Here is a 17979-nt window from a genome sequence, read left to right on the forward strand (position 1 = left end):
ATGACCCAATTGACACAAACATCTCTTTCATCATTTGACACTCAGCCTCTGACCTGCGGCGAGCTGCTCGTTCAGTGGCTAGAATACTATGGGGTAGAGACGGTCTTTGGCATACCGGGGGTACATACCGTAGAGCTATATCGCGGTCTACCCAATACCAATATTCGTCATGTAACCCCGCGTCATGAGCAAGGCGCTGGGTTCATGGCAGATGGCTATTATCGTGCCTCTGGCAAGATCGGCGTATGTTTTATCATCACAGGTCCTGGCATGACCAATATCATGACAGCGATGGCGCAGGCATTGGCTGACTCTATCCCAATGCTGGTGATCTCTAGTGTCAATAAAGTCAAAGATACGGGAAGTGGAGAGGGGCACTTGCATGAGTTGCACGATCAACAAGGTATGGTCAGTAATGTGGCGCTCACGAGTAAAACTATCTGGCAGCCTGAGTCATTGCCCAAAGTTATCGCCGAAGCTTTTGCCTTATTTAATGGCGCACGTCCAGGGCCAGTCCATATTCAGCTGCCGATTGATGTCATCACCGCTGATGCCAGACATGTTGCCAAGCCGCCTAGCTTAAAAGATATGGCTAATAGCTTAACGTCACCCCAAGTGATGAGACCGCTCCCAAACCCTGCGCAATTGGATTTGATTGTTGAATTATTAAAAACCGCAAAAAACCCAGTGCTGCTTTACGGCGGTGGCTGTGTCGATGTCGATCACGATGCGCAAAGACTGGCAGAGCTGATCGATGCGCCTACGTTTTTGACCATCAATGCCAAAGGGCTACTGCCACCTGCTCATCCATTAAGTTTGGGTAGTAATCAGTCGTTAGATGCAGGACGAGCCGTGATTACAGAGGCAGATTGGGTGCTCGGCATTGGTACGGAGCTTGGTGAAACCGATTACGATGTGTTCTTTAATGGCGGGTTTAAAATCAATGGCACACTGATGCGTATTGACTGCGATGCCGAGCAGTTGCAGCGTCCGTTTAGAGCGGATATCGCGGTATTGTCTGATGCACAGACGGCTATCAGTGGACTATGCAGTCGTTTAGAAAATCAGATATCAAACGGTCAAGTATTCGATCATCAAGCATTGTCACGCGTGAACGAGGCAAAACAAGCCCTTTTACAAGAGACAACCCCAGATTTTGCGGGTCAAAACGCCTTATTAAAACTGATTCGAGACGAAGTGGAAGGTGTGATCTTTGTGGGCGACTCAACCCAGCCTGTCTATAGCGGCAACCTTGGCTTTGAAGCATTGGCAACGCGTAAATGGTTTAACTCCTCAACAGGCTTTGGCACGCTAGGTTATGGCTTGCCCGCCGCTATTGGTGCCATGATTGGCTCGAACCTACCTGTTGTTAGCTTAATCGGCGATGGTGGTATTCAATTTACCATTGCAGAGCTTATTTGCGCCGCCGAGCTTGAGCTGCCATTGATTGTGCTGCTATGGAACAACCAAGGTTATGGCGAGATTCGACGCTATATGGAAGAGGGCGGCTTGCCACTGATCGGCGTCAATATTAAAACACCAAACTTTGAGCCATTGGCTGCAGGGTTTGGCGCTGGCTACCGTAGAATTACGGACAAACAGCAATTGCTGGCGGCGCTAAAAACAGACACGATAGGCAAGCAACCGATCATTTATGAGATTGATGAAGCAGATGAGTTTCTCAAAGAGATGGGTGAGACGGTTACCTATTTTAGCTAACGGTACTCATAAACAATGCTTAAAGGATTATAAATGCAGGTCGCTTAAGGAAAAATGTCCATTAGAGCAAACCTCGCTATTACTCAGATAGAAAAATAGAAAACTTGGCGATCATCACCCATTAAGGAGAAGGTAAATGACGAATGCTATTGATAAATCGCAGCAACCGATTTTAGGAAACGATGTCGATCCAAACACACCGCAGGCAGGGCAGTGGCGAGCGTCAATGTGGAAGTTTCTGTTGTTTTCAGCATTGGGTATTGCGCTATTTATCATACCGTTTCAGTGGGATGGTAAGGTCACCATTTTATTGGGGGTGCTCACAGATACATTACAAGCTGCATTGGGCGGATTTGTGGTCTATATCACCATGGCAATCGTGACCATCTCCTGTCTTGGGGCACTAGCAGTCAAGGTGTTAAAACCCAGTCTGCCTGAAGGCTCACTGATAAAGAACCTCCTTGATGTTGATTGGCTTTGGCTCACCACGCGTTTGTTAGGTATGGTGTTTGTTTGGATGATTTATCTGCAAGTCGGCCCTGAGTTTATTATCAATCGCAATACGGGCGGCGTCATTTTCGAAGACTTGATTCCTATTCTGATTCCGTTGTTTTTCTTTGCTATTTTATCGCTGCCATTTTTGACAGACTTTGGCCTCATGGAGTTCTTGGGTACATTGGCGAGCAAGATATTTATCAAGCTGTTTAAACTGCCAGGTCGTTCTGCTGTTGATGCCATGTCTTCTTGGTTTGGAGCCGCGTCAATCGGCCTGCTGGTCACTATGCAGCAGTATGATAAAAGTTTTTACAGTCAGCGTGAAGCAGCCATCATTGCCACCACCTTTTCAGTGACTTCCATTGCCTTTACCTATGTGGTTGCCAAAACCATTGGTGTGGACAATAACTTTGTCTATTTTTATCTGACCATTGCGCTGACTGGATTTATCGCTGCGATCATCATGCCGCGTATACCGCCACTATCAATGAAGCCTGATACCTATCACTCAGGCAAAAGTATGCTAGACGAAGGCATTCCTACTGGGTATACCACTTACCAATGGGCGGTTAATCGCGCCGTCACTCGCGCACTTTCTATGCCAAGCTTGGGTTATGTGTTCAAACGCAGCGTGGGCAATTTGTTTGATATCTACTTTGGACTGATCCCAGTTGTCTTTGCTATCGGTACGATTGGCTTGGGCTTAGCAGAGTACACGCCTGTCTTTAACTGGCTCGCGACCCCACTTGTGCCATTGCTTGAATGGTTGCAGATTCCAGAGGCAGCAAAGGCTGCACCTGCCATGATTATGGGCTTTGCGGATATGTACTTGCCAGCGCTGGTCGGTAAAAGTATTGAGAGTGAAATGACACGCTTCATCGTGGGTGCTGCCTCAATTACTCAGATTATCTACATGTCTGAAGTCGGTGCGCTGATTTTGAAATCAAACATCAGACTTAATATATTAGAGCTATTTGGGATTTTTATCCTTCGTACGCTTATCAGTTTGGTGGTGATTACCTCAGTCGCGCATCTGCTTTATTAGTCACACATTCGATATCAATAAAGCATATAACGTAAAAAATAATTGGTTTTTCTGTCGTCAGATAAACCGATTATTTCATCGATTACGTTGCGCGGGCTATGCAAATAAATAAAATTTTATCCAAAAATACAAGGCAATTAACCATGGTGGAATTGATGAACGCTACAAGCTTAACCAGAGAAGGCGCAACACAAACGGCTCAAAATGAAGTCGTGTTAAATGCCGCTTATATCAATGGTGACTGGATTGAGATTGAAGCGCCTGCGACTGACTCTGATAATGCAAGCTTTGATAATACAAATAACCATGCCTTGTATGACCCTAATTCAGGAAAGATAATTGCAACGACACGCTTGTGTACCAGTGTTCATGTAGAGACAGCGGTTAGCGCCGCTTCTAAGGCTTATAACAGCTGGTCGCAGACTGACGTTAGAGAACGCGCCCATTATCTAAATACCATTGCAGCGTCTATGGAGCAGCAATTCGATAAGTTGGTTGGGCTATCGGTGTTAAATAATGGCAAACCAATAGAGGAAGCAAAGATAGACGTGGGAGACGCCATTGCTTGCTATCGTTATTATACTAATCTTATCACTGATCAAGCCACTTGGTCTGAGGTGTCCACGCTTGAGTCAGGCCTACGACTGCTAAAGACCTACGCGCCTGTCGGGATTTGTGCGCTGATTACGCCTTGGAATTTCCCTATGGTGACGACTGCTTGGAAGCTAGCACCGGCGCTAGCGGCGGGCTGTACTGTATTATTAAAGCCGTCTGAGATGACGCTATTACCAGAGCTGATGCTGGGTAATATCCTATCCAAGATAGGACTGCCCAAAGGCGTGGTGAATATCTTACCGGGTGCTGCCGAAGTGGGTGCAGCCATGACCAGCCATCCGCAGATTGATAAAGTCTCGTTTACCGGCAGTAATGTGGTGGGCGAAAAAGTCATGAGCCAAGCGGCGACAAGTGTCAAAGACATCAGCCTAGAGCTGGGCGGCAAGTCAGCCATTGTGGTATGCGCAGATGTCGATATCAACCATGCCTGTGATTTGATCATTGGTGGTATATTTACCAACGCTGGTCAAATATGCTCGGCTACTTCACGACTGATCGTCCATCAAAGTATTGCTGAGCAGCTATTTGAGACGTTAAAAGCAAAAACGGAGAGTCTACAAATTGGTGATGGCTTTGATGCTGATACGCAAATGGGGCCACTGGTCAGCGTACAGCAACTAAGCCAAGTCAAAAACTACTTTGATATTGCCACGACCGAACAGCTCACATGCTTAACGGGGGGCGAGGCAATTGACGGTGCAGGTTACTTTGTATCGCCAACCATTTATACAGAGGTGCCAACGACCAGCCAATTATGGATGGAAGAAGTGTTTGGTCCTGTGTTGGTCAGTACAACTTTTACCGACAATGCAGAGGCCATTCGCTTGGCCAATGATAGCAAGTTTGCCTTGGCAGCGACCATTGTGAGCGCTGATGAGGCTGAGGCACTGGAGATGGCACTGCAAATTCAAGCAGGACACATTTGGATCAATGAGCAACAAATCGTGCTACCAGAAGCAGGCTGGGGCGGGTTTAAGCAAAGCGGCATCGGGCGTGAGCTGGGCGGCGATGGTTTATCCGCTTACCAAAAGAGTAAACATGTATTGCTGACTGATTGAGTCGCTCGTAGTTTTATTAGCTGTTTTAGAACTTCGTACCTAGCTGTTAATATCGTTATTGATAGCTAGCGTCCAAACCTGTTCTGCAAGTCAGGTTACTTATCGGTAAATGCCTAACTAACCGCGCCGCCATGTGTGGTATTTTTCTAACCAGTTCAGTACCGTGTCGGGGGCGTGATTGCGTTTCCATTCACCAGCGACGTATTTGTTGCCTTCCGCCCATGTTGGGTAGGTACGAATTGTACCCAATATTTTATTGAGCCCCAAACCATGTTTCATCGCCAGTACAAAATCGCTCATCAAGTCACCAGCATGCTCAGCCACTATCGTCACCCCTAGGATTTTATCTTTGCCTTTAGGGGTGATGACTTTAATAAAACCTTTGGCGGCGCTCGCACGATCTAGCTCTTTAAAGTCATAGCGCGTCACTTCAAAATCAATGCCCTTATCGATTGCTTCTTGCTCATTCAAGCCCACGCGAGCGACTTCTGGATCAATGAAAGTCGTCCATGGAATCACGCGGTAATCGACCTTGAATTTTTAAAATTTCCAAATAAGCCGTTAACCGCTGCGTACCAGCCTTGATGCGAGGCCACATGATTGAATTGATAGGGCCCAACGATTTGATAGTGTCGCGCAGCAGGTAACGTGAGGTCAAAAAAGCCAGCGTTGCCCCGATACTGGAAGCAAAAGAGGCAATGAGTAAGCCTTGAGCTAAGCCTTGAGCTAAGCCAAACAGCGTGCCTGCGGCCAGCGTCAAAATAGTTGCGCTAGGTAAGGAAAGAGCAGTGACGACCACATAAAGTAAAAATAATCCACCAATAATCAATAATGGCGACTGGGCTTTATACGCATCAAACTGCACCATCGATCCTCTTAACCCCTCAAGCGTCAATAATTGATTGAGATCAAAATAAAAAAACTTGCCGTTAGTATCAATATTTAATAGTATTAAAGATATTCTTTTAATCATGATTTTTCCGGCTAAACCAGAGAGCGGAGGAGAGCTTCGAGGTTGTGATGATATGGTTGAAGCACAAGGTTTTGTGTGATTGTAAATATTATATTGTACTGAGTGTTGAGTGACTGTTCAATTAAAAGCCCTATCCATTCAATAAAGTAGAATGAGAGGCACGATGCTTAAGTATTTTCTGCCATTAACTGGCTGATGATTTCCATAACAAACTGTCTATTAAACTGAAAATAGCAAAACCCCTTCATAGAATGGTCGCTCTATGAAGGGGTTTTGCTTGTAGGCTTATTCAATTCGCTAAGCGATTAGGCAAGTGATTACCACATCAAATCGTCTGGAATCACATAAGCGGCGTAAGGATCATCTTCTTCTGGCGTGTCTTCAGCAGTATCATTGGACACGACCATAAACCCTTCCATTTTTGTATCGATACGATCTGCGAGTGGGCGCGGCAGGAGCGCGTAGCCGTCTTCTAATCGTGCAATCACCACGTGACCGGCGACGATTTGATCGTATAGCTTTTGCGTGATGGATATTTTTTTCACTTTAGACGCATCGACGAATTGATAGCTAACGTCACCATCCGTATCGGCTATCTGATGCTGCTTAATCATTTGAATGATGTTAGCCCTCAGCGCCTTTTCTTCTAAAGCTTGCTGTTTTTGCTGATTGAGCTTTTGGTCTTTCTCAAGCTTTTGCGCTTGAGCCTCTGCCAATGCTTTTTTGGTCTCTAAACTCTCTGAGTCGCCAATACGCTTGGCATGCTGCGTTTGCTTGCTGATTTTTTTGGCTTTTTTACTATCGACCAATCCAGCCTTTAATAGTTGAGCCTGTAGGGCGTTCTTTGCCATAATTCAATCACCTAAATAACGATACGTAAGTCTTAAATACTGCATCATAAATACTAAAAGAGGTATTGTAGCAAACTTTACTAACGCTTGTGGTTAGACAATGACCAGAGTTCATCGGGGTGTTAAAACAATACTCTTGTAAACTATATAAAATAATAGTGCTAGCACGTTTGTGATTTTACAAAAGCGTGTACATCGCTGGATGAAACCGACCAAATTGGGTATCATCAAATTAAGAGAGCAGTTTTTATAAACATCTCTCAAACAATGGGCATAGCTTGGTCATATATAACAAGCTGTATGGGATTAAATAACATATCTAAGGACAGATTATGACAACATCACAGCACATTCTAGCCTGTATTGACGGCTCAGCAGTGACTGAATCGGTTTGTGACTATGCCGCGTGGTACGCCAGCAGACTGAATTTGCCCGTTGGATTGCTGCATGTCAGTGATATTCCTGCCTCAGTGAGACGTGATCTGTCAGGTGCGATAGGGATCAACAGCCGTCAGTTCTTATTAGATGAGTTGTCCCAGCTAGATGAGCAAAGGGCAAAAGTCGTCAATAGCTATAGCAACGCCTTAGTACAAGATGCAAAAAGCCATATCAAAGACAGCTTTGCGGATGTCAATGTGCGCATTTATCAACGTCATGGTAAATTGCTTCCTAGCATCGAGTATTTCAAAGAAGAAAATCGCGCGATCGTCATGGGACGCCGCGGCGAAGACCACAAAAATAGCCGCATCAATATCGGCAGCCAAATCGAAACGGTAGCTCGCGCATCGGATATCCCTATCCTGATTTGTTCAGAAACCTTTAAAGAGCCTAGCTCATATATGATTGCTTTTGATGGTAGCAAAACCGCTATAAAAGCGGCATGGATGGTCGCAAAAAGCCCATTATTGAAAGGTTTGAAAGGCCACATCGTGATGGTCGGCAATCATAATGAAGCCGCCAAGCAAAGCATGAGCGCGGCTGCTGCAAAATTGGAAGATGCAGGTTATATCGTTGAGGCGCATCACCTGTCCGCTTCTGATGCGGTCGATGGGTTATTAACGTTTCAAGTAGACAACGATATTGACATCATGGTGGTCGGTGCTTATGGACACTCTAAATGGCAGCAGTTGTTTCTTGGCAGTACAACGACAGAGATCATTGCAAGTACCTTATCCCCTGTAATTTTGGTACGCTAATGGATGCATTAATAAATTGTCATGAGTCGCTTGTTTTTCGATAAAGCGACACTAAATTAAGGCCGTGCCTTGTTCGAGACACGAGCGAGCAGTGTATCGCTCTCAGCAGCGCAATATTCATAAAGAGGATTGGTTATCGATATTTGAGATAACCAATCTATATCTCATAACGGCTCACTTGCTGACGCCACTCATTCTATCTTTGGAACCCCTTATGCGTATCAATGCAGATTTTTCACGTCGTGCTTCGCTAGCACCTGAAGACCACGAGTGGGTCAAATCACCACAGAATGGCGTGGAGCGAGTGATGCTTGACCGCATCGGTGAAGAGAAGGCTCGTGCGACGAGCCTAGTACGTTATGCACCGAACTCTTATTTTCCGCACCACCTGCATCCCGGCGGCGAGGAGATACTCGTACTGTCAGGGACTTTTTCTGCAGACGATACCCATTATCCGGCAGGTTGGTACGTGCGCAATCCACCAGCATCCGGTCATAGGCCTTATAGTGATGAAGGCGCAGTGATTTTCGTTAAACTACGGCAGATGTCACCTGATGAAGCGCAGCATGTGGCTATCGATACTCACGATGGTGCCAATTGGCAGCGACAAGGTGACCGTGACGTTTGTCCTCTGTTCTCAGATGATGTCGAGCAGGTGAGCTTGCAACGTATAGAGGCAGGCGAGTTGTTATTCAATGAGCCAATCCTTAATGGCGCAGAGCTGTTAGTCATTGCAGGCGAGCTGGTAGATGATGACCGAGTCTATCATCGTTGGGGGTGGTTACGTCTGCCTGCAGGTGAGTACGCGCAAATCACAGCAGGACGAGAGGGCGCGACGATATATCTAAAAACAGGGCATCTCAGCCAAGTCATCGGAGACAAGCCAGACGATGCCTAAAGACCTATGATCAATAACACTGCGCTGATTGCTAATCACGGATTGAGCCTGATTGCTTATTAATTTGACTCATCAATTTGAATGGTTAGCGCCAGCATGAAGTGACCTATTTAGCTGATTTATATAACGTATCACCTCGTCTCAAGCCAGATAAACGGCTCTATATCAATACAGCCCTTTCTTATACAACATCACAAGTCCGCTTCTAAAAATAGTCGATTTCTTCTATCCATGTCTTATAGTCAATCCATAATAAAATTAGCACAGCTCATATCATTGAACAGTTTAGGTAGTTTATTCTTTATTCACCCTTGTCGTAGAAACTTAGCCTGTGCCCACTTTTTTTCAATAGGGTGACGATTACGCATTTCGTTTTGAGGCATGGTATTAGCGTGTTTTTACACCATTGGCAGAAAAGGCTCTACTATATATTAGTACACGCGCAGAACACCTCGAGGTTATCAAATACTAAGCATTATTGGTATAAAGAATTTACTCAGTCTGTTGAACTATCTGTTTGTAGACTAAGCCTCTTTCATCGGAGCTTCATGCTCAAAGTCAGCCAGCATCTCTGTGATCAGCTGGTCTTTTTTGTGCCATACCTGCTCAACCCAGTCAAACATCTGCGCTTTTACCGCGTTATCTGTTTCATAACCACCATTTTTGATTGCCGTAAATAAGTCTTCAGGTATCTCGATATGACGCACATCGACGCCTAGACGTTTGATGTTTCCTTTCCACAAGTCGCTATAAGTGGGTATGCCGTCAGGATAGACAATCGTCATGTCTAAGATGCCATCGATCTCTGAGCCTAGGGCGCTCAAAGCAAGTGATAATCCGCCAGCACGGGGCTTGAGCAAGTGCTTATAGGGTGAGTTTTGTTTGTCACGTTTGCTAGGGGTGAAGCGCGTTCCTTCCAAATAATTTAGCAAAGTAAAAGGCTTGTCTTTGAGTAGCGCACAGGCTCGTTTGGCCTCTTCGATGTCTTTACCTTTTAAAGCAGGGTTTTTGGCAATGGCTTCTTTAGAATATCGACGCATCATAGGGAAATCGAGAAAGTAGAAAGCCTGCCCAATCACTGGAATATAGATGAGCTCAAACTTGGTAAAAAAGCGCGTCAATGGTAGGCGCTTTTCACTGATATATTGCATGATGCTGGTATCGACCCACGATTGGTGGTTGCTGATCAGTAGGTATTGACCGTCTGTGTGTACATCATCAGGCAAGCTGATACGCCAGTCTTTACGAGGCAGGACATTGTCGATGACGGCATTATTACTATTGATCCAGTAATTGGTGACATCGATAACGGCTTTGTCAGCGATAGCAGCACCCGTGAAGGCTTTGGCGGCGCCCATTATCCATACAGGAGGTCCTGCCAAGATGCTATTAAAGGTAATCACACCCGTGGCTGTGGTGAGTGATGCGGCTTTACCCAATTTTGGGGCGCGTTCATGTAGTTTTTGAACGATTGATTTCAATCGCATAGTAAGTCCTTTTTCTCATACCAGTGATGAGGTATTGATAATATTACTGCATGATTTTAGCAGAAATAAATCTTAGTGTACGAGTGTTAACAACAAATAATACACAGCACCTTTAGTGAAAAGTATTATTTTTGCCATAAAAAAGCGTACCAAGGCATGACCTTGTAAATACCCCATTCTTAACACAACATCATTGTAGAATAATTAAGCCACCTGCCTGTACTCGGCAGGTGTCATATCATTAAGTGAATCATGGGATCTTTCAGTGTTATAAACCTTGATCCAGTCTTCAGTCAGCTTACTAACCTCGTTTAAATTATTAAAAAAATAACAGTCTAAAACCTCATTGCGGTAACTGCGATTAAACCGTTCAATATAAGCATTCTGATAAGGACAGCCAGAAGATCGTAGCGAGATGCTCTCATGGTTGATGTTTTTAGCAACTGGTCTGGGCCCTTATTATGGTCAGTCTGTGCATTTTAGACACAAGGCGCCAGAAAAAATCCCCTATGCGATGAACCGCTATCTTCGTGAGGCTGAGCGTCATTACGAAGTGCTCGACACCCATCTGGAAGGCTGTGAGTATTTGGTTAGAGACGAGTATTCAATCGCTGATATCTCCGCATGGGGCTGGATCGATAAAGCATCAGCCTGAAATGACAGGGCTCTTTTTTGCCGCTTCATTGCTAAAAATACACGTATAGAATGACTATACTCACTATTTTTACCTGCGAATCGCCTAAAAAATAGCCTCTGTCAGTGCCATGGTTGAATGTTCAGCACGCCCTAATAACAGCAAAGAGACGTAAAAAGCTTTATAATAAAAAAGTGATTAAAAACAGCAGCTAATATTGGTTCTACAAACTTTGCCTTAAAATAGATTTTGAGGCAAAGTGATTAAGGTAAACACTATGAGTGCTGCGATAAAGTTCAATCGCGAGGATGTGAGCGAAAAAGCAAAAAATCTCTATTGGGAAAAAGGCTATCACGCAACCTCGATGCGCAATCTGCAAGACGTCATCAATATGCATCCTGGTAGTATTTATGCCGCTTTTGGTAGTAAAGATAAGCTCTTTATAGAGTCATTAAACCGTTATGCGGCAGATGATGCCAAGCGTTTGGCTGACTGTATCGAGCAACAAGACACCGTGCTTGCTGGATTAAAACATTTTATCCATACCGTCATCGTAGTCAATAAAGCGACAACACCAAGTGGTATGTGCATGATTGTAAAAACGATCGCTGAATTGACTCAGAATGATAGCCCCGAGCTATTGGCACATGCCACAGAGATTTTGGAAGGGATAGAAGCCTCATTTGCCACGTTATTCGCACAAGCTATTGATAGTGGTGAAGTCAGTGCAGAGAAAAACCCGATTGAATTGGCACGCTATCTTCAAATTCAGATCATAGGTCTGAGGACGTATGCTCAGATTACCAGTGATGACGCTGCGGTAGAAAAGTACATCGATGATATTTTTAAAAACATCGTATAAAGACTGATACTTTTTAGCGAAAACACCCTGACTGTCTACTTAAACAGTCAGGGTTTTTTTATTGGCCATTTGATAAGAGTCGTTACGGTATATTGGTAGAGTCGGTAGGGTTATCTCGAATGAATTTAAGTAGCAGCTCAGCCAGCGTTTCACCTTGATCTTCTTGCAGAAAATGTCCACCGTTGATAATGGTCGTATGCTGCTGACCATTGGTGCCGTGGATGAGTTTTTGCAAAATACGATCGCCACCACCCGTCACTGGATCAGAATCACTAAACAGCGTAATAAAAGGTTTTTTCCATTTGCTCAGTACTACCCAAGCGGCGCGGTTTTTTTCTGAAGCAGGGTCATCTGGTGTGGTGAGGACAAGGAGTGGAAATTGCCTCGCGCCTTCTTTGTACGACTCATCAGGAAAGGGTGCATCGTACGCCGCCATCACCGCTTGTGATAGCGTCGTTGTGGTACCACTGTTAATCGTCGCGCCTACATTGAACTGCGGTGTCTCTTGCGAGAAATACTGCCATAATAAGGTCTTGAATAAAGACTATAGCGTACAACTGTCTGCTGCTACAAACCTTAGTCATGAACAGGTCAGTGGTGCATGCTATGCATGAGTATGTTAAAAAACTGTCCTCTTCAGCTCGATTGTTGCGGTCAACAAGCCATATCTTATGGATTTAATCCTGACGCCAATAAACCTTTATCACCACCTCTGCGCGGCTAAGATCAAGCCGCTCTCTAAGCATAGGCCGTAGTGCCTTGACAGTGCTTGCCTCTAATGCACCCCAGACTTTATCAATTTTTATAGGTTGATCTATCAAATAATTGCCTATCGTATTATCGATTAAGGACGCTAAATGCTGTCCTGAGCATTGCTGATCGGTGACGATGGGAAGGACAGTAAAGTTGTCTTTAACGGTATTCTTGGTAGTGCACTCACTATTGCTGTCAATACGATTAGTTATGCTGCCATCAATACCACTACGTATTTTTACGGTATCAAAATAACGTTGATCCGCCGCGTTTTGTGTGACACTAACAACTAACGGCGGTGTTGGGTTTTCCCATAGCTCGAGTAATCTCGCGACAGTTGGCATAGACGTTTCATCAGCGATCAGTAACGCTTGACCGTCACGCAAATGCTCAATTTTTTCAGGAAACTCCCTTTTGGTCACTAAGGTATCACCTGCTTGTAGTGAGTTGGCCCAATTACCGCCCGGTGTATTGCCATGCAAGAAAACATCGACCCACGCTTGTATGCCAGTAGGGGTTTGCCATGCTTTTCTTAAGGTGTAATAACAATGAGATCGAGCAAGGCGCGAGGTATTTTTACTGTCATCAATATTGTCAGCTGTTGTGTCTTTAATCAATGCATTGTGCTCTAAATCAAATAAATACGCGTAACCTGCCTCGTTGATGGGTACTGAGGTCGGGTTTGATGTGCCGTTAGTATTATTCAACGTGGGCATGTTCAGTTCAAGGCGCAGCATATTTTTGCTGACTCTATAACTGTCTTGCACATCAAATACTTGCTTGGTCAGTTTAATCGTTTTTTTACCCAGCTTTTTATCCGCTTTTTGTTTGAGTGCAATATATTGAATTTGTAGCTCATCAGGATGCGTAATGGCTGCAGGAAAGGCAATAAAAAAAGCCTGACTCTGTTCAGGGTGATCTTGAGCATTAGTAGATGAAGATTCTGTATTTTTTGCCTGTACTTGTAACTCAAGGCCTTCAGCGTAAACGCGAGTCAATTGCACCTCTATATTATCCAATTCAGCCGTGGATATAGGAGTAAATGCGTTTAAAAACCCTAATAGTTCATCTAGATGCTCTTCGTTGATATAGGTGATGATGTCGTTTAGTTCAGGAGTGTTTAAGGAAGTATATGGTTTGTCTTGATCATAGGTATTATATGCAGAAGATAGGAAGATATTAGCCATATTGATACTCATAAGCAGATGATAAGTGAGGAGATAAAACGTCTAGTTGGTTAATGATAATTGTTTTTATTATCGTTTACGAGTAAAATCCTCTTTTATTGTCGCTTTTGTTTCAAAACTATAAGCATCATCGACGCCAATTTTTTACTTTTTATCAATTTTGATTTTTATCAATAATGAGTGCCTATATGTTACGTGCAAACCAACTGACCATCAGTCGACAAGGGAATACTTTACTAGATAACGTGAGCTGCGAGATTGATATCAAGCAGTTGGTGGCGCTAGTTGGACACAATGGTTCAGGAAAGTCGACTCTGATTAAGGCATTGGCAGGGGAAATGGCGAGTAGTAGCGGTAGTATTACCTTAGATGATACTCGCATCAATGATTACGGCAGTAAGGAGCTGGCACGTCATATGGCTTATCTGCCACAGCAACTACCTGACGCCGCTGGATTTACCGTGCGTGAGCTTGTGATGCTCGGACGCTATCCGCATCAAAAGTGGCTACAAAAGCCAACCCAAATGGATAGAGATAAAGTTGATCAAGCGCTAAAGGTAACCCAAACCGAAGCATTTGCTGATCGCATTACATCGACGCTATCAGGCGGTGAGCGTGCCCGTGCTTGGCTTGCGATGTGCTTGGCGCAAGATACCAAGTATCTACTGCTTGATGAGCCGCTCGCTGCATTAGATATGCATTATCAGATTGAGGTCATTCAGCTTATCCGCCGCTTGGTAGATGAGCAGGGCTTGAGTGTGGTGATTATTATTCATGATATCAATCTGGCAGCGCAGTATGCGGATCGAATCATTGCGTTAAAAAACGGCCGAGTTTGCCACAATGGCACTATCAAAAGCACGATGCAATCTGAGGTATTATACGATATTTTTAATGTGGATATGCAGCTGCTCAGTCATCCCATTACTGGGCAGCCTGTTGCAGTTGCTTGACATCAGATCGCTTCTCTTTCACCCAAACTCGCCTAAAAAGATATGCTCCTATGTTTTCTATTTTTTATCAATACGAATCATTCAAGCGCTCGATACTCATGCCAGCGTCAGTGACGCCAATAACAGTACGCAAGTGGCAGACGCTTTTAGCTTTTATAATATTAGTCTGTCTAACGTTGACCGCTTGTAGTCACTCGTCATCCGACAAAGATATTACTCACTTTGACACATCACATCCCAAAGATATTACCGAAACAGCAAACAGCCATAGTGACCGTATTGATAGTGACCGTAACAATATCGTCTCCCCTGATTGGGGCAATGCTGCAACGCTGACTGCGATGGGTCATGCACCGATTGCCACTGGTGATATCAGAGTGTGGGACAGATGGGTGGGGCGCCCCCATCTCCCAGCAGCAACCACCGATATTGGGATTCGTTATCAGCCCAATGCTGAGCTGGTTGCACAGCTTCCCGTTGATATGATTGTGGATAACGCTTTTTATGAGCATGCCCGCAGCTTATATGGTGATGTGCCTGCGCAGTCGGTGATGTTTGCGGCAAAAGGAAAAGCGGCAACGTGGGCTGACTATACGGAGCCGACGCGCGCGCTTGGTGCATTGATTGACAATCCCAAGATGGCTGAAGACTATATTGTACAAAGTCAAAAAGACATACAGCTTGCCAGTCAGCAGTTTCAGCAGCGCTATCCAATAATCAAAAAGTTCGCGGTCGTCCAGTTTGCGGATGCCAATAACATGCGCATGTATGTTGATAACAGCCTGTTTAAGGTGGTATTAGAACAGATGGGCAAAGAGCTTGTGGTCTTAGGGGAGGGCAATCAGTGGGGGTTTGTACCGATACGAATGGGTGATTTGGCGCAGTTAGATGATGAGACTTGCCTGCTGATCATCGACCCACTCAGTCCCATCACCAGAGCTGAGATTAATGACAGCTTGGTATGGCAGCGTTTGGGCTATGGTGAGCGCCGCTGTATGGCGGAGTTGCCGCCAGTCTGGATATATGGCGGGATGTCGTCATTGGTCAGTCTGGCCGATAATTTATCCACGGTTTCGTTAACAGGTGGCGCTATATAATGACTATTCATACCAATCATGCGAGCAGTGCCAGCAACACCCATAGCGCTAATAGCCTAGGCTCCACGTCCTCCTCACATACGGCAACTGTGATGACATCATCGCCCAAGCCGCCACCACATCCATCTCAGCCTCCGTCGTCTGTCGTGAGCAGTGCGTCTTGGCGATTGTGGGTGATTTTTATAGGATTGGTGGTTTTGTCCGTCTGCAGTGGCTGGGCACTATTAGAGCGAGAATGGACACGCCCGCTCAGTGATCTGTTTTTATCAAGTTTGCAGCTTGATATTGCCAGTATGGCGACTCAGCTTCATTTGGTTGCGACCAGTGTGGTGGCGCTATTGGCAGGTGGATTATTGGGCGTAGTCAGTATTTTGTTACAGCAGCTGGTCAAAAATCCATTGGCATCAGACACCACTTTGGGAGTCGGAATTGGTGCCCAGTTGGCTATGCTCATTGTCACGTTGTTTTTACCGAGTTTAGCCATTTATGGTGGCCTCTACGTGGCCTTTGTCGGTGCCATCATGAGTATGGGCTTGGTGTTTGCTTTGTCCGCGCCTAGTCGCTTCAATCCGCTGATTCTGATACTGGCAGGTCTGGTCGTCAATATCTTGCTTGCCGCTGTTGCCAATGTATTGGTGTTATTTTTTGCTGAAAGAAGCAACGGTATGTTGTCATGGGCGGCTGGGTTTTTGGCACAAAGCAGCTGGGATAGCAGTCGAGCGCTGATGATCACAGCGACCTTGGCGGCGATAGCCTGCCTGCCTTTATTGAAGCCGCTGACACTGATGAGCTTAGATGACTCACAAGCCAAACGTTTGGGCGTGCCTATCAATGGTATTCGCGCCTTAGTGGTAGTGATTGTGGCGGTGGTGACCGCACTAGTCATTAGTGAGGTTGGTTTGATTGGTTTTATTGGGCTTGGTGCCGCAAGCTTGGTCAATGCGCTAAGTATCTCGTCCATTGCTAAGCGCTTGGTCACGGCATTTGGGCTGGGTGCATTGTTATTGCTATTGACCAGTAATGTTGCCTTATTGCTTGAGCCTATGCTGGGGATGCAAATTCCCGCTGGTGCCATGACGGGAATCTTAGGAGCGCCACTGATTATTTGGCTGATTTTGCGCCAGCGCCGCGATCGGATAGAAACCATCACCCCTATGATGAGCGGTCAAAATAAGACCGTTGTGTTTTGGCGATGGAGCGTTGGAGTGATCATCACGATAATGTTGGCTTGTCTTTTTGTACAGGATATCAATGGCTGGGGGATCAGCACAGATTGGGCGCTGACACAGCAGTATCGTCTGCCTCGTAGCTTGAGCGCGGCGGCAACAGGGTTGATGCTCGCGGTCGCAGGCGTATTATTACAGACGCTAACGCGTAACCCTATAGCCAGTCCTGAGGTCTTAGGGGTCAGCTCAGGCGCGGCGCTTGGGGTCATTTTAGGATTTTTATTATTACCCAGTTTGGGACTCTCTGCTGGAGCAGGTACGTTACTGATTTCAGGACTGTCAGGTGCGATGGCGGTGCTGCTGTTGGTCATTTGGCTGGCACGTAGAGTCAGCTCAGGCTATTTGCTGTTAGTCGGTATTGGTATCGCTGCCATGATGGATGGGGTCATGCATATGGTCAAACTCTCAGGTGACCCGCGTCTTGAGGCGATGCTCAGTTGGCTATCAGGCACCACCTACAGTGCGCAGCCTAGTACAGTATGGTATCTGATGGGCATTGCGCTTATCTTATTGGTACTTAGCTTATTGATTGTCAAACCCTTACGTGTCCTTGGTTTAGGGACGGGTGTCGCACGTAATTTGGGTGTGGCAGTGACCCCCGTGACATTATCACTACTGGCGCTCGTCGCTGCCCTTAGTACCGCGAGCACGCTTGCGGTGGGGCCGTTGAGTTTTATTGGGCTGATGGTACCGCATTTAGCGACGTCTCTTGGCGCTGTCAAACTTGAGCGCCAATTGCTGCTGGCTGCTCTCTTAGGCGCGGGGGTTATGGTAATAGCGGACTGGATCGGGCGGTATGTGATGTTTCCTTATGAGCTGCCTGCTGGTACCGTTGCCGCTATCATTGGCGGTGGCTATTTCTTATGGCTTATTCGCAAAGTGCCAACCGCTGCTAGTGGTTAGTTTGTTTTTTTATGAAACGATGAACCA

The 17979-nt window shown here is 45.5% G+C and carries 16 protein-coding genes and 1 pseudogene; 10 read left to right on the plus strand and 7 right to left on the minus strand.

Annotation, left to right across the window (positions count from 1 at the left end; translation table 11 throughout):
* The 3 genes from BLR43_RS02210 (at position 1) to BLR43_RS02220 (ending at position 4932) form a co-directional block, all read left to right on the plus strand.
* Positions 1-1719 carry a 5-guanidino-2-oxopentanoate decarboxylase gene (locus BLR43_RS02210; RefSeq protein ID WP_093068347.1) on the plus strand — a complete coding sequence of 573 codons (1719 nt, stop codon included), beginning with the start codon at positions 1-3 and terminating at the stop codon, positions 1717-1719.
* A gap of 136 nt (positions 1720-1855) precedes the next feature.
* Positions 1856-3259, plus strand: coding sequence for a YjiH family protein (locus tag BLR43_RS02215; RefSeq protein WP_093068351.1), 1404 nt, complete (start codon positions 1856-1858; stop codon positions 3257-3259).
* Positions 3260-3414: 155 nt separating this feature from the next.
* Positions 3415-4932 carry an aldehyde dehydrogenase family protein gene (locus BLR43_RS02220; protein ID WP_093068463.1) on the plus strand — a complete coding sequence of 506 codons (1518 nt, stop codon included), beginning with the start codon at positions 3415-3417 and terminating at the stop codon, positions 4930-4932.
* A gap of 117 nt (positions 4933-5049) precedes the next feature.
* Here the strand turns inward: BLR43_RS02220 and BLR43_RS13770 are convergent, their stop codons facing one another.
* The 3 genes from BLR43_RS13770 to BLR43_RS02230 form a co-directional block, all read right to left on the minus strand.
* On the minus strand, positions 5050-5451 hold the full coding sequence (locus tag BLR43_RS13770) for a hypothetical protein (protein ID WP_244265475.1): 402 nt from the start codon (positions 5449-5451) through the stop codon (positions 5050-5052).
* A complete protein-coding gene (locus BLR43_RS13775; protein ID WP_244265476.1) occupies positions 5426-5905 on the minus strand; it encodes a TVP38/TMEM64 family protein in 480 nt (159 codons plus the stop codon). The genes BLR43_RS13770 and BLR43_RS13775 overlap by 26 nt, the downstream gene beginning before the upstream one ends.
* 317 nt (positions 5906-6222) lie before the next feature.
* Positions 6223-6756 (minus strand): DUF2058 domain-containing protein, encoded by a 534-nt coding sequence (locus tag BLR43_RS02230; protein WP_093068354.1) that lies wholly within the window; start codon positions 6754-6756, stop codon positions 6223-6225.
* A 332-nt stretch (positions 6757-7088) separates the two neighbouring features.
* Here BLR43_RS02230 and BLR43_RS02235 point away from each other — a divergent pair, with 332 nt between their 5' ends.
* Both BLR43_RS02235 and BLR43_RS02240 read left to right on the plus strand, forming a co-directional pair.
* Positions 7089-7952: a universal stress protein gene (locus BLR43_RS02235; protein ID WP_093068358.1), complete on the plus strand. Its 864-nt coding sequence runs from the start codon at positions 7089-7091 to the stop codon at positions 7950-7952.
* A gap of 214 nt (positions 7953-8166) precedes the next feature.
* A complete protein-coding gene (locus tag BLR43_RS02240; RefSeq protein WP_093068362.1) occupies positions 8167-8850 on the plus strand; it encodes a cupin domain-containing protein in 684 nt (227 codons plus the stop codon).
* A gap of 524 nt (positions 8851-9374) precedes the next feature.
* On the opposite strand, the gene BLR43_RS02245 is transcribed toward BLR43_RS02240, so the two are convergent.
* Complete coding sequence (locus BLR43_RS02245; protein WP_093068365.1) at positions 9375-10337, minus strand: acyltransferase; 963 nt, start codon at positions 10335-10337, stop codon at positions 9375-9377.
* A gap of 204 nt (positions 10338-10541) precedes the next feature.
* A pseudogene (locus BLR43_RS02250) lies at positions 10542-10736 on the minus strand (integrase core domain-containing protein); the annotation flags it as partial.
* 16 nt (positions 10737-10752) lie between these two features.
* Between BLR43_RS02250 and BLR43_RS02255 the strand changes: the two are divergent.
* Positions 10753-10992: a glutathione binding-like protein gene (locus BLR43_RS02255; protein ID WP_228724572.1), complete on the plus strand. Its 240-nt coding sequence runs from the start codon at positions 10753-10755 to the stop codon at positions 10990-10992.
* Between the two features lie 256 nt (positions 10993-11248).
* Entirely contained in the window at positions 11249-11833 is a 585-nt protein-coding gene (locus BLR43_RS02260; protein ID WP_093068368.1) for a TetR/AcrR family transcriptional regulator, read from the plus strand.
* 82 nt (positions 11834-11915) lie between these two features.
* Here BLR43_RS02260 and BLR43_RS02265 read toward each other — a convergent pair whose 3' ends face one another.
* Positions 11916-12272: an alpha/beta hydrolase family protein gene (locus BLR43_RS02265; RefSeq protein WP_244265477.1), complete on the minus strand. Its 357-nt coding sequence runs from the start codon at positions 12270-12272 to the stop codon at positions 11916-11918.
* A 238-nt stretch (positions 12273-12510) separates the two neighbouring features.
* Positions 12511-13773, minus strand: a complete 1263-nt coding sequence (locus BLR43_RS02270; protein WP_167669371.1) for an SIP domain-containing protein — start codon at positions 13771-13773, stop codon at positions 12511-12513.
* 188 nt (positions 13774-13961) lie between these two features.
* Here BLR43_RS02270 and BLR43_RS02275 point away from each other — a divergent pair, with 188 nt between their 5' ends.
* Genes BLR43_RS02275 through fhuB form a run of 3 tightly spaced genes read left to right on the plus strand, consistent with a single transcriptional unit; the run spans position 13962 to position 17952 of the window.
* The gene (locus BLR43_RS02275; RefSeq protein ID WP_058025721.1) at positions 13962-14726 is read left to right on the plus strand and encodes an ABC transporter ATP-binding protein; all 765 of its coding nucleotides are present in this window, start codon (positions 13962-13964) and stop codon (positions 14724-14726) included.
* A 50-nt stretch (positions 14727-14776) separates the two neighbouring features.
* On the plus strand, positions 14777-15823 hold the full coding sequence (locus tag BLR43_RS02280) for a TroA family protein (protein ID WP_227674262.1): 1047 nt from the start codon (positions 14777-14779) through the stop codon (positions 15821-15823).
* On the plus strand, positions 15823-17952 hold the full coding sequence (gene fhuB, locus BLR43_RS02285) for a Fe(3+)-hydroxamate ABC transporter permease FhuB (protein WP_093068377.1): 2130 nt from the start codon (positions 15823-15825) through the stop codon (positions 17950-17952). The genes BLR43_RS02280 and fhuB overlap by 1 nt, the downstream gene beginning before the upstream one ends.
* The last annotated feature ends 27 nt before the right edge of the window (positions 17953-17979 follow it).

It is taken from the genome of Psychrobacter pacificensis, assembly GCF_900101915.1.
Lineage (GTDB): Bacteria > Pseudomonadota > Gammaproteobacteria > Pseudomonadales > Moraxellaceae > Psychrobacter > Psychrobacter pacificensis.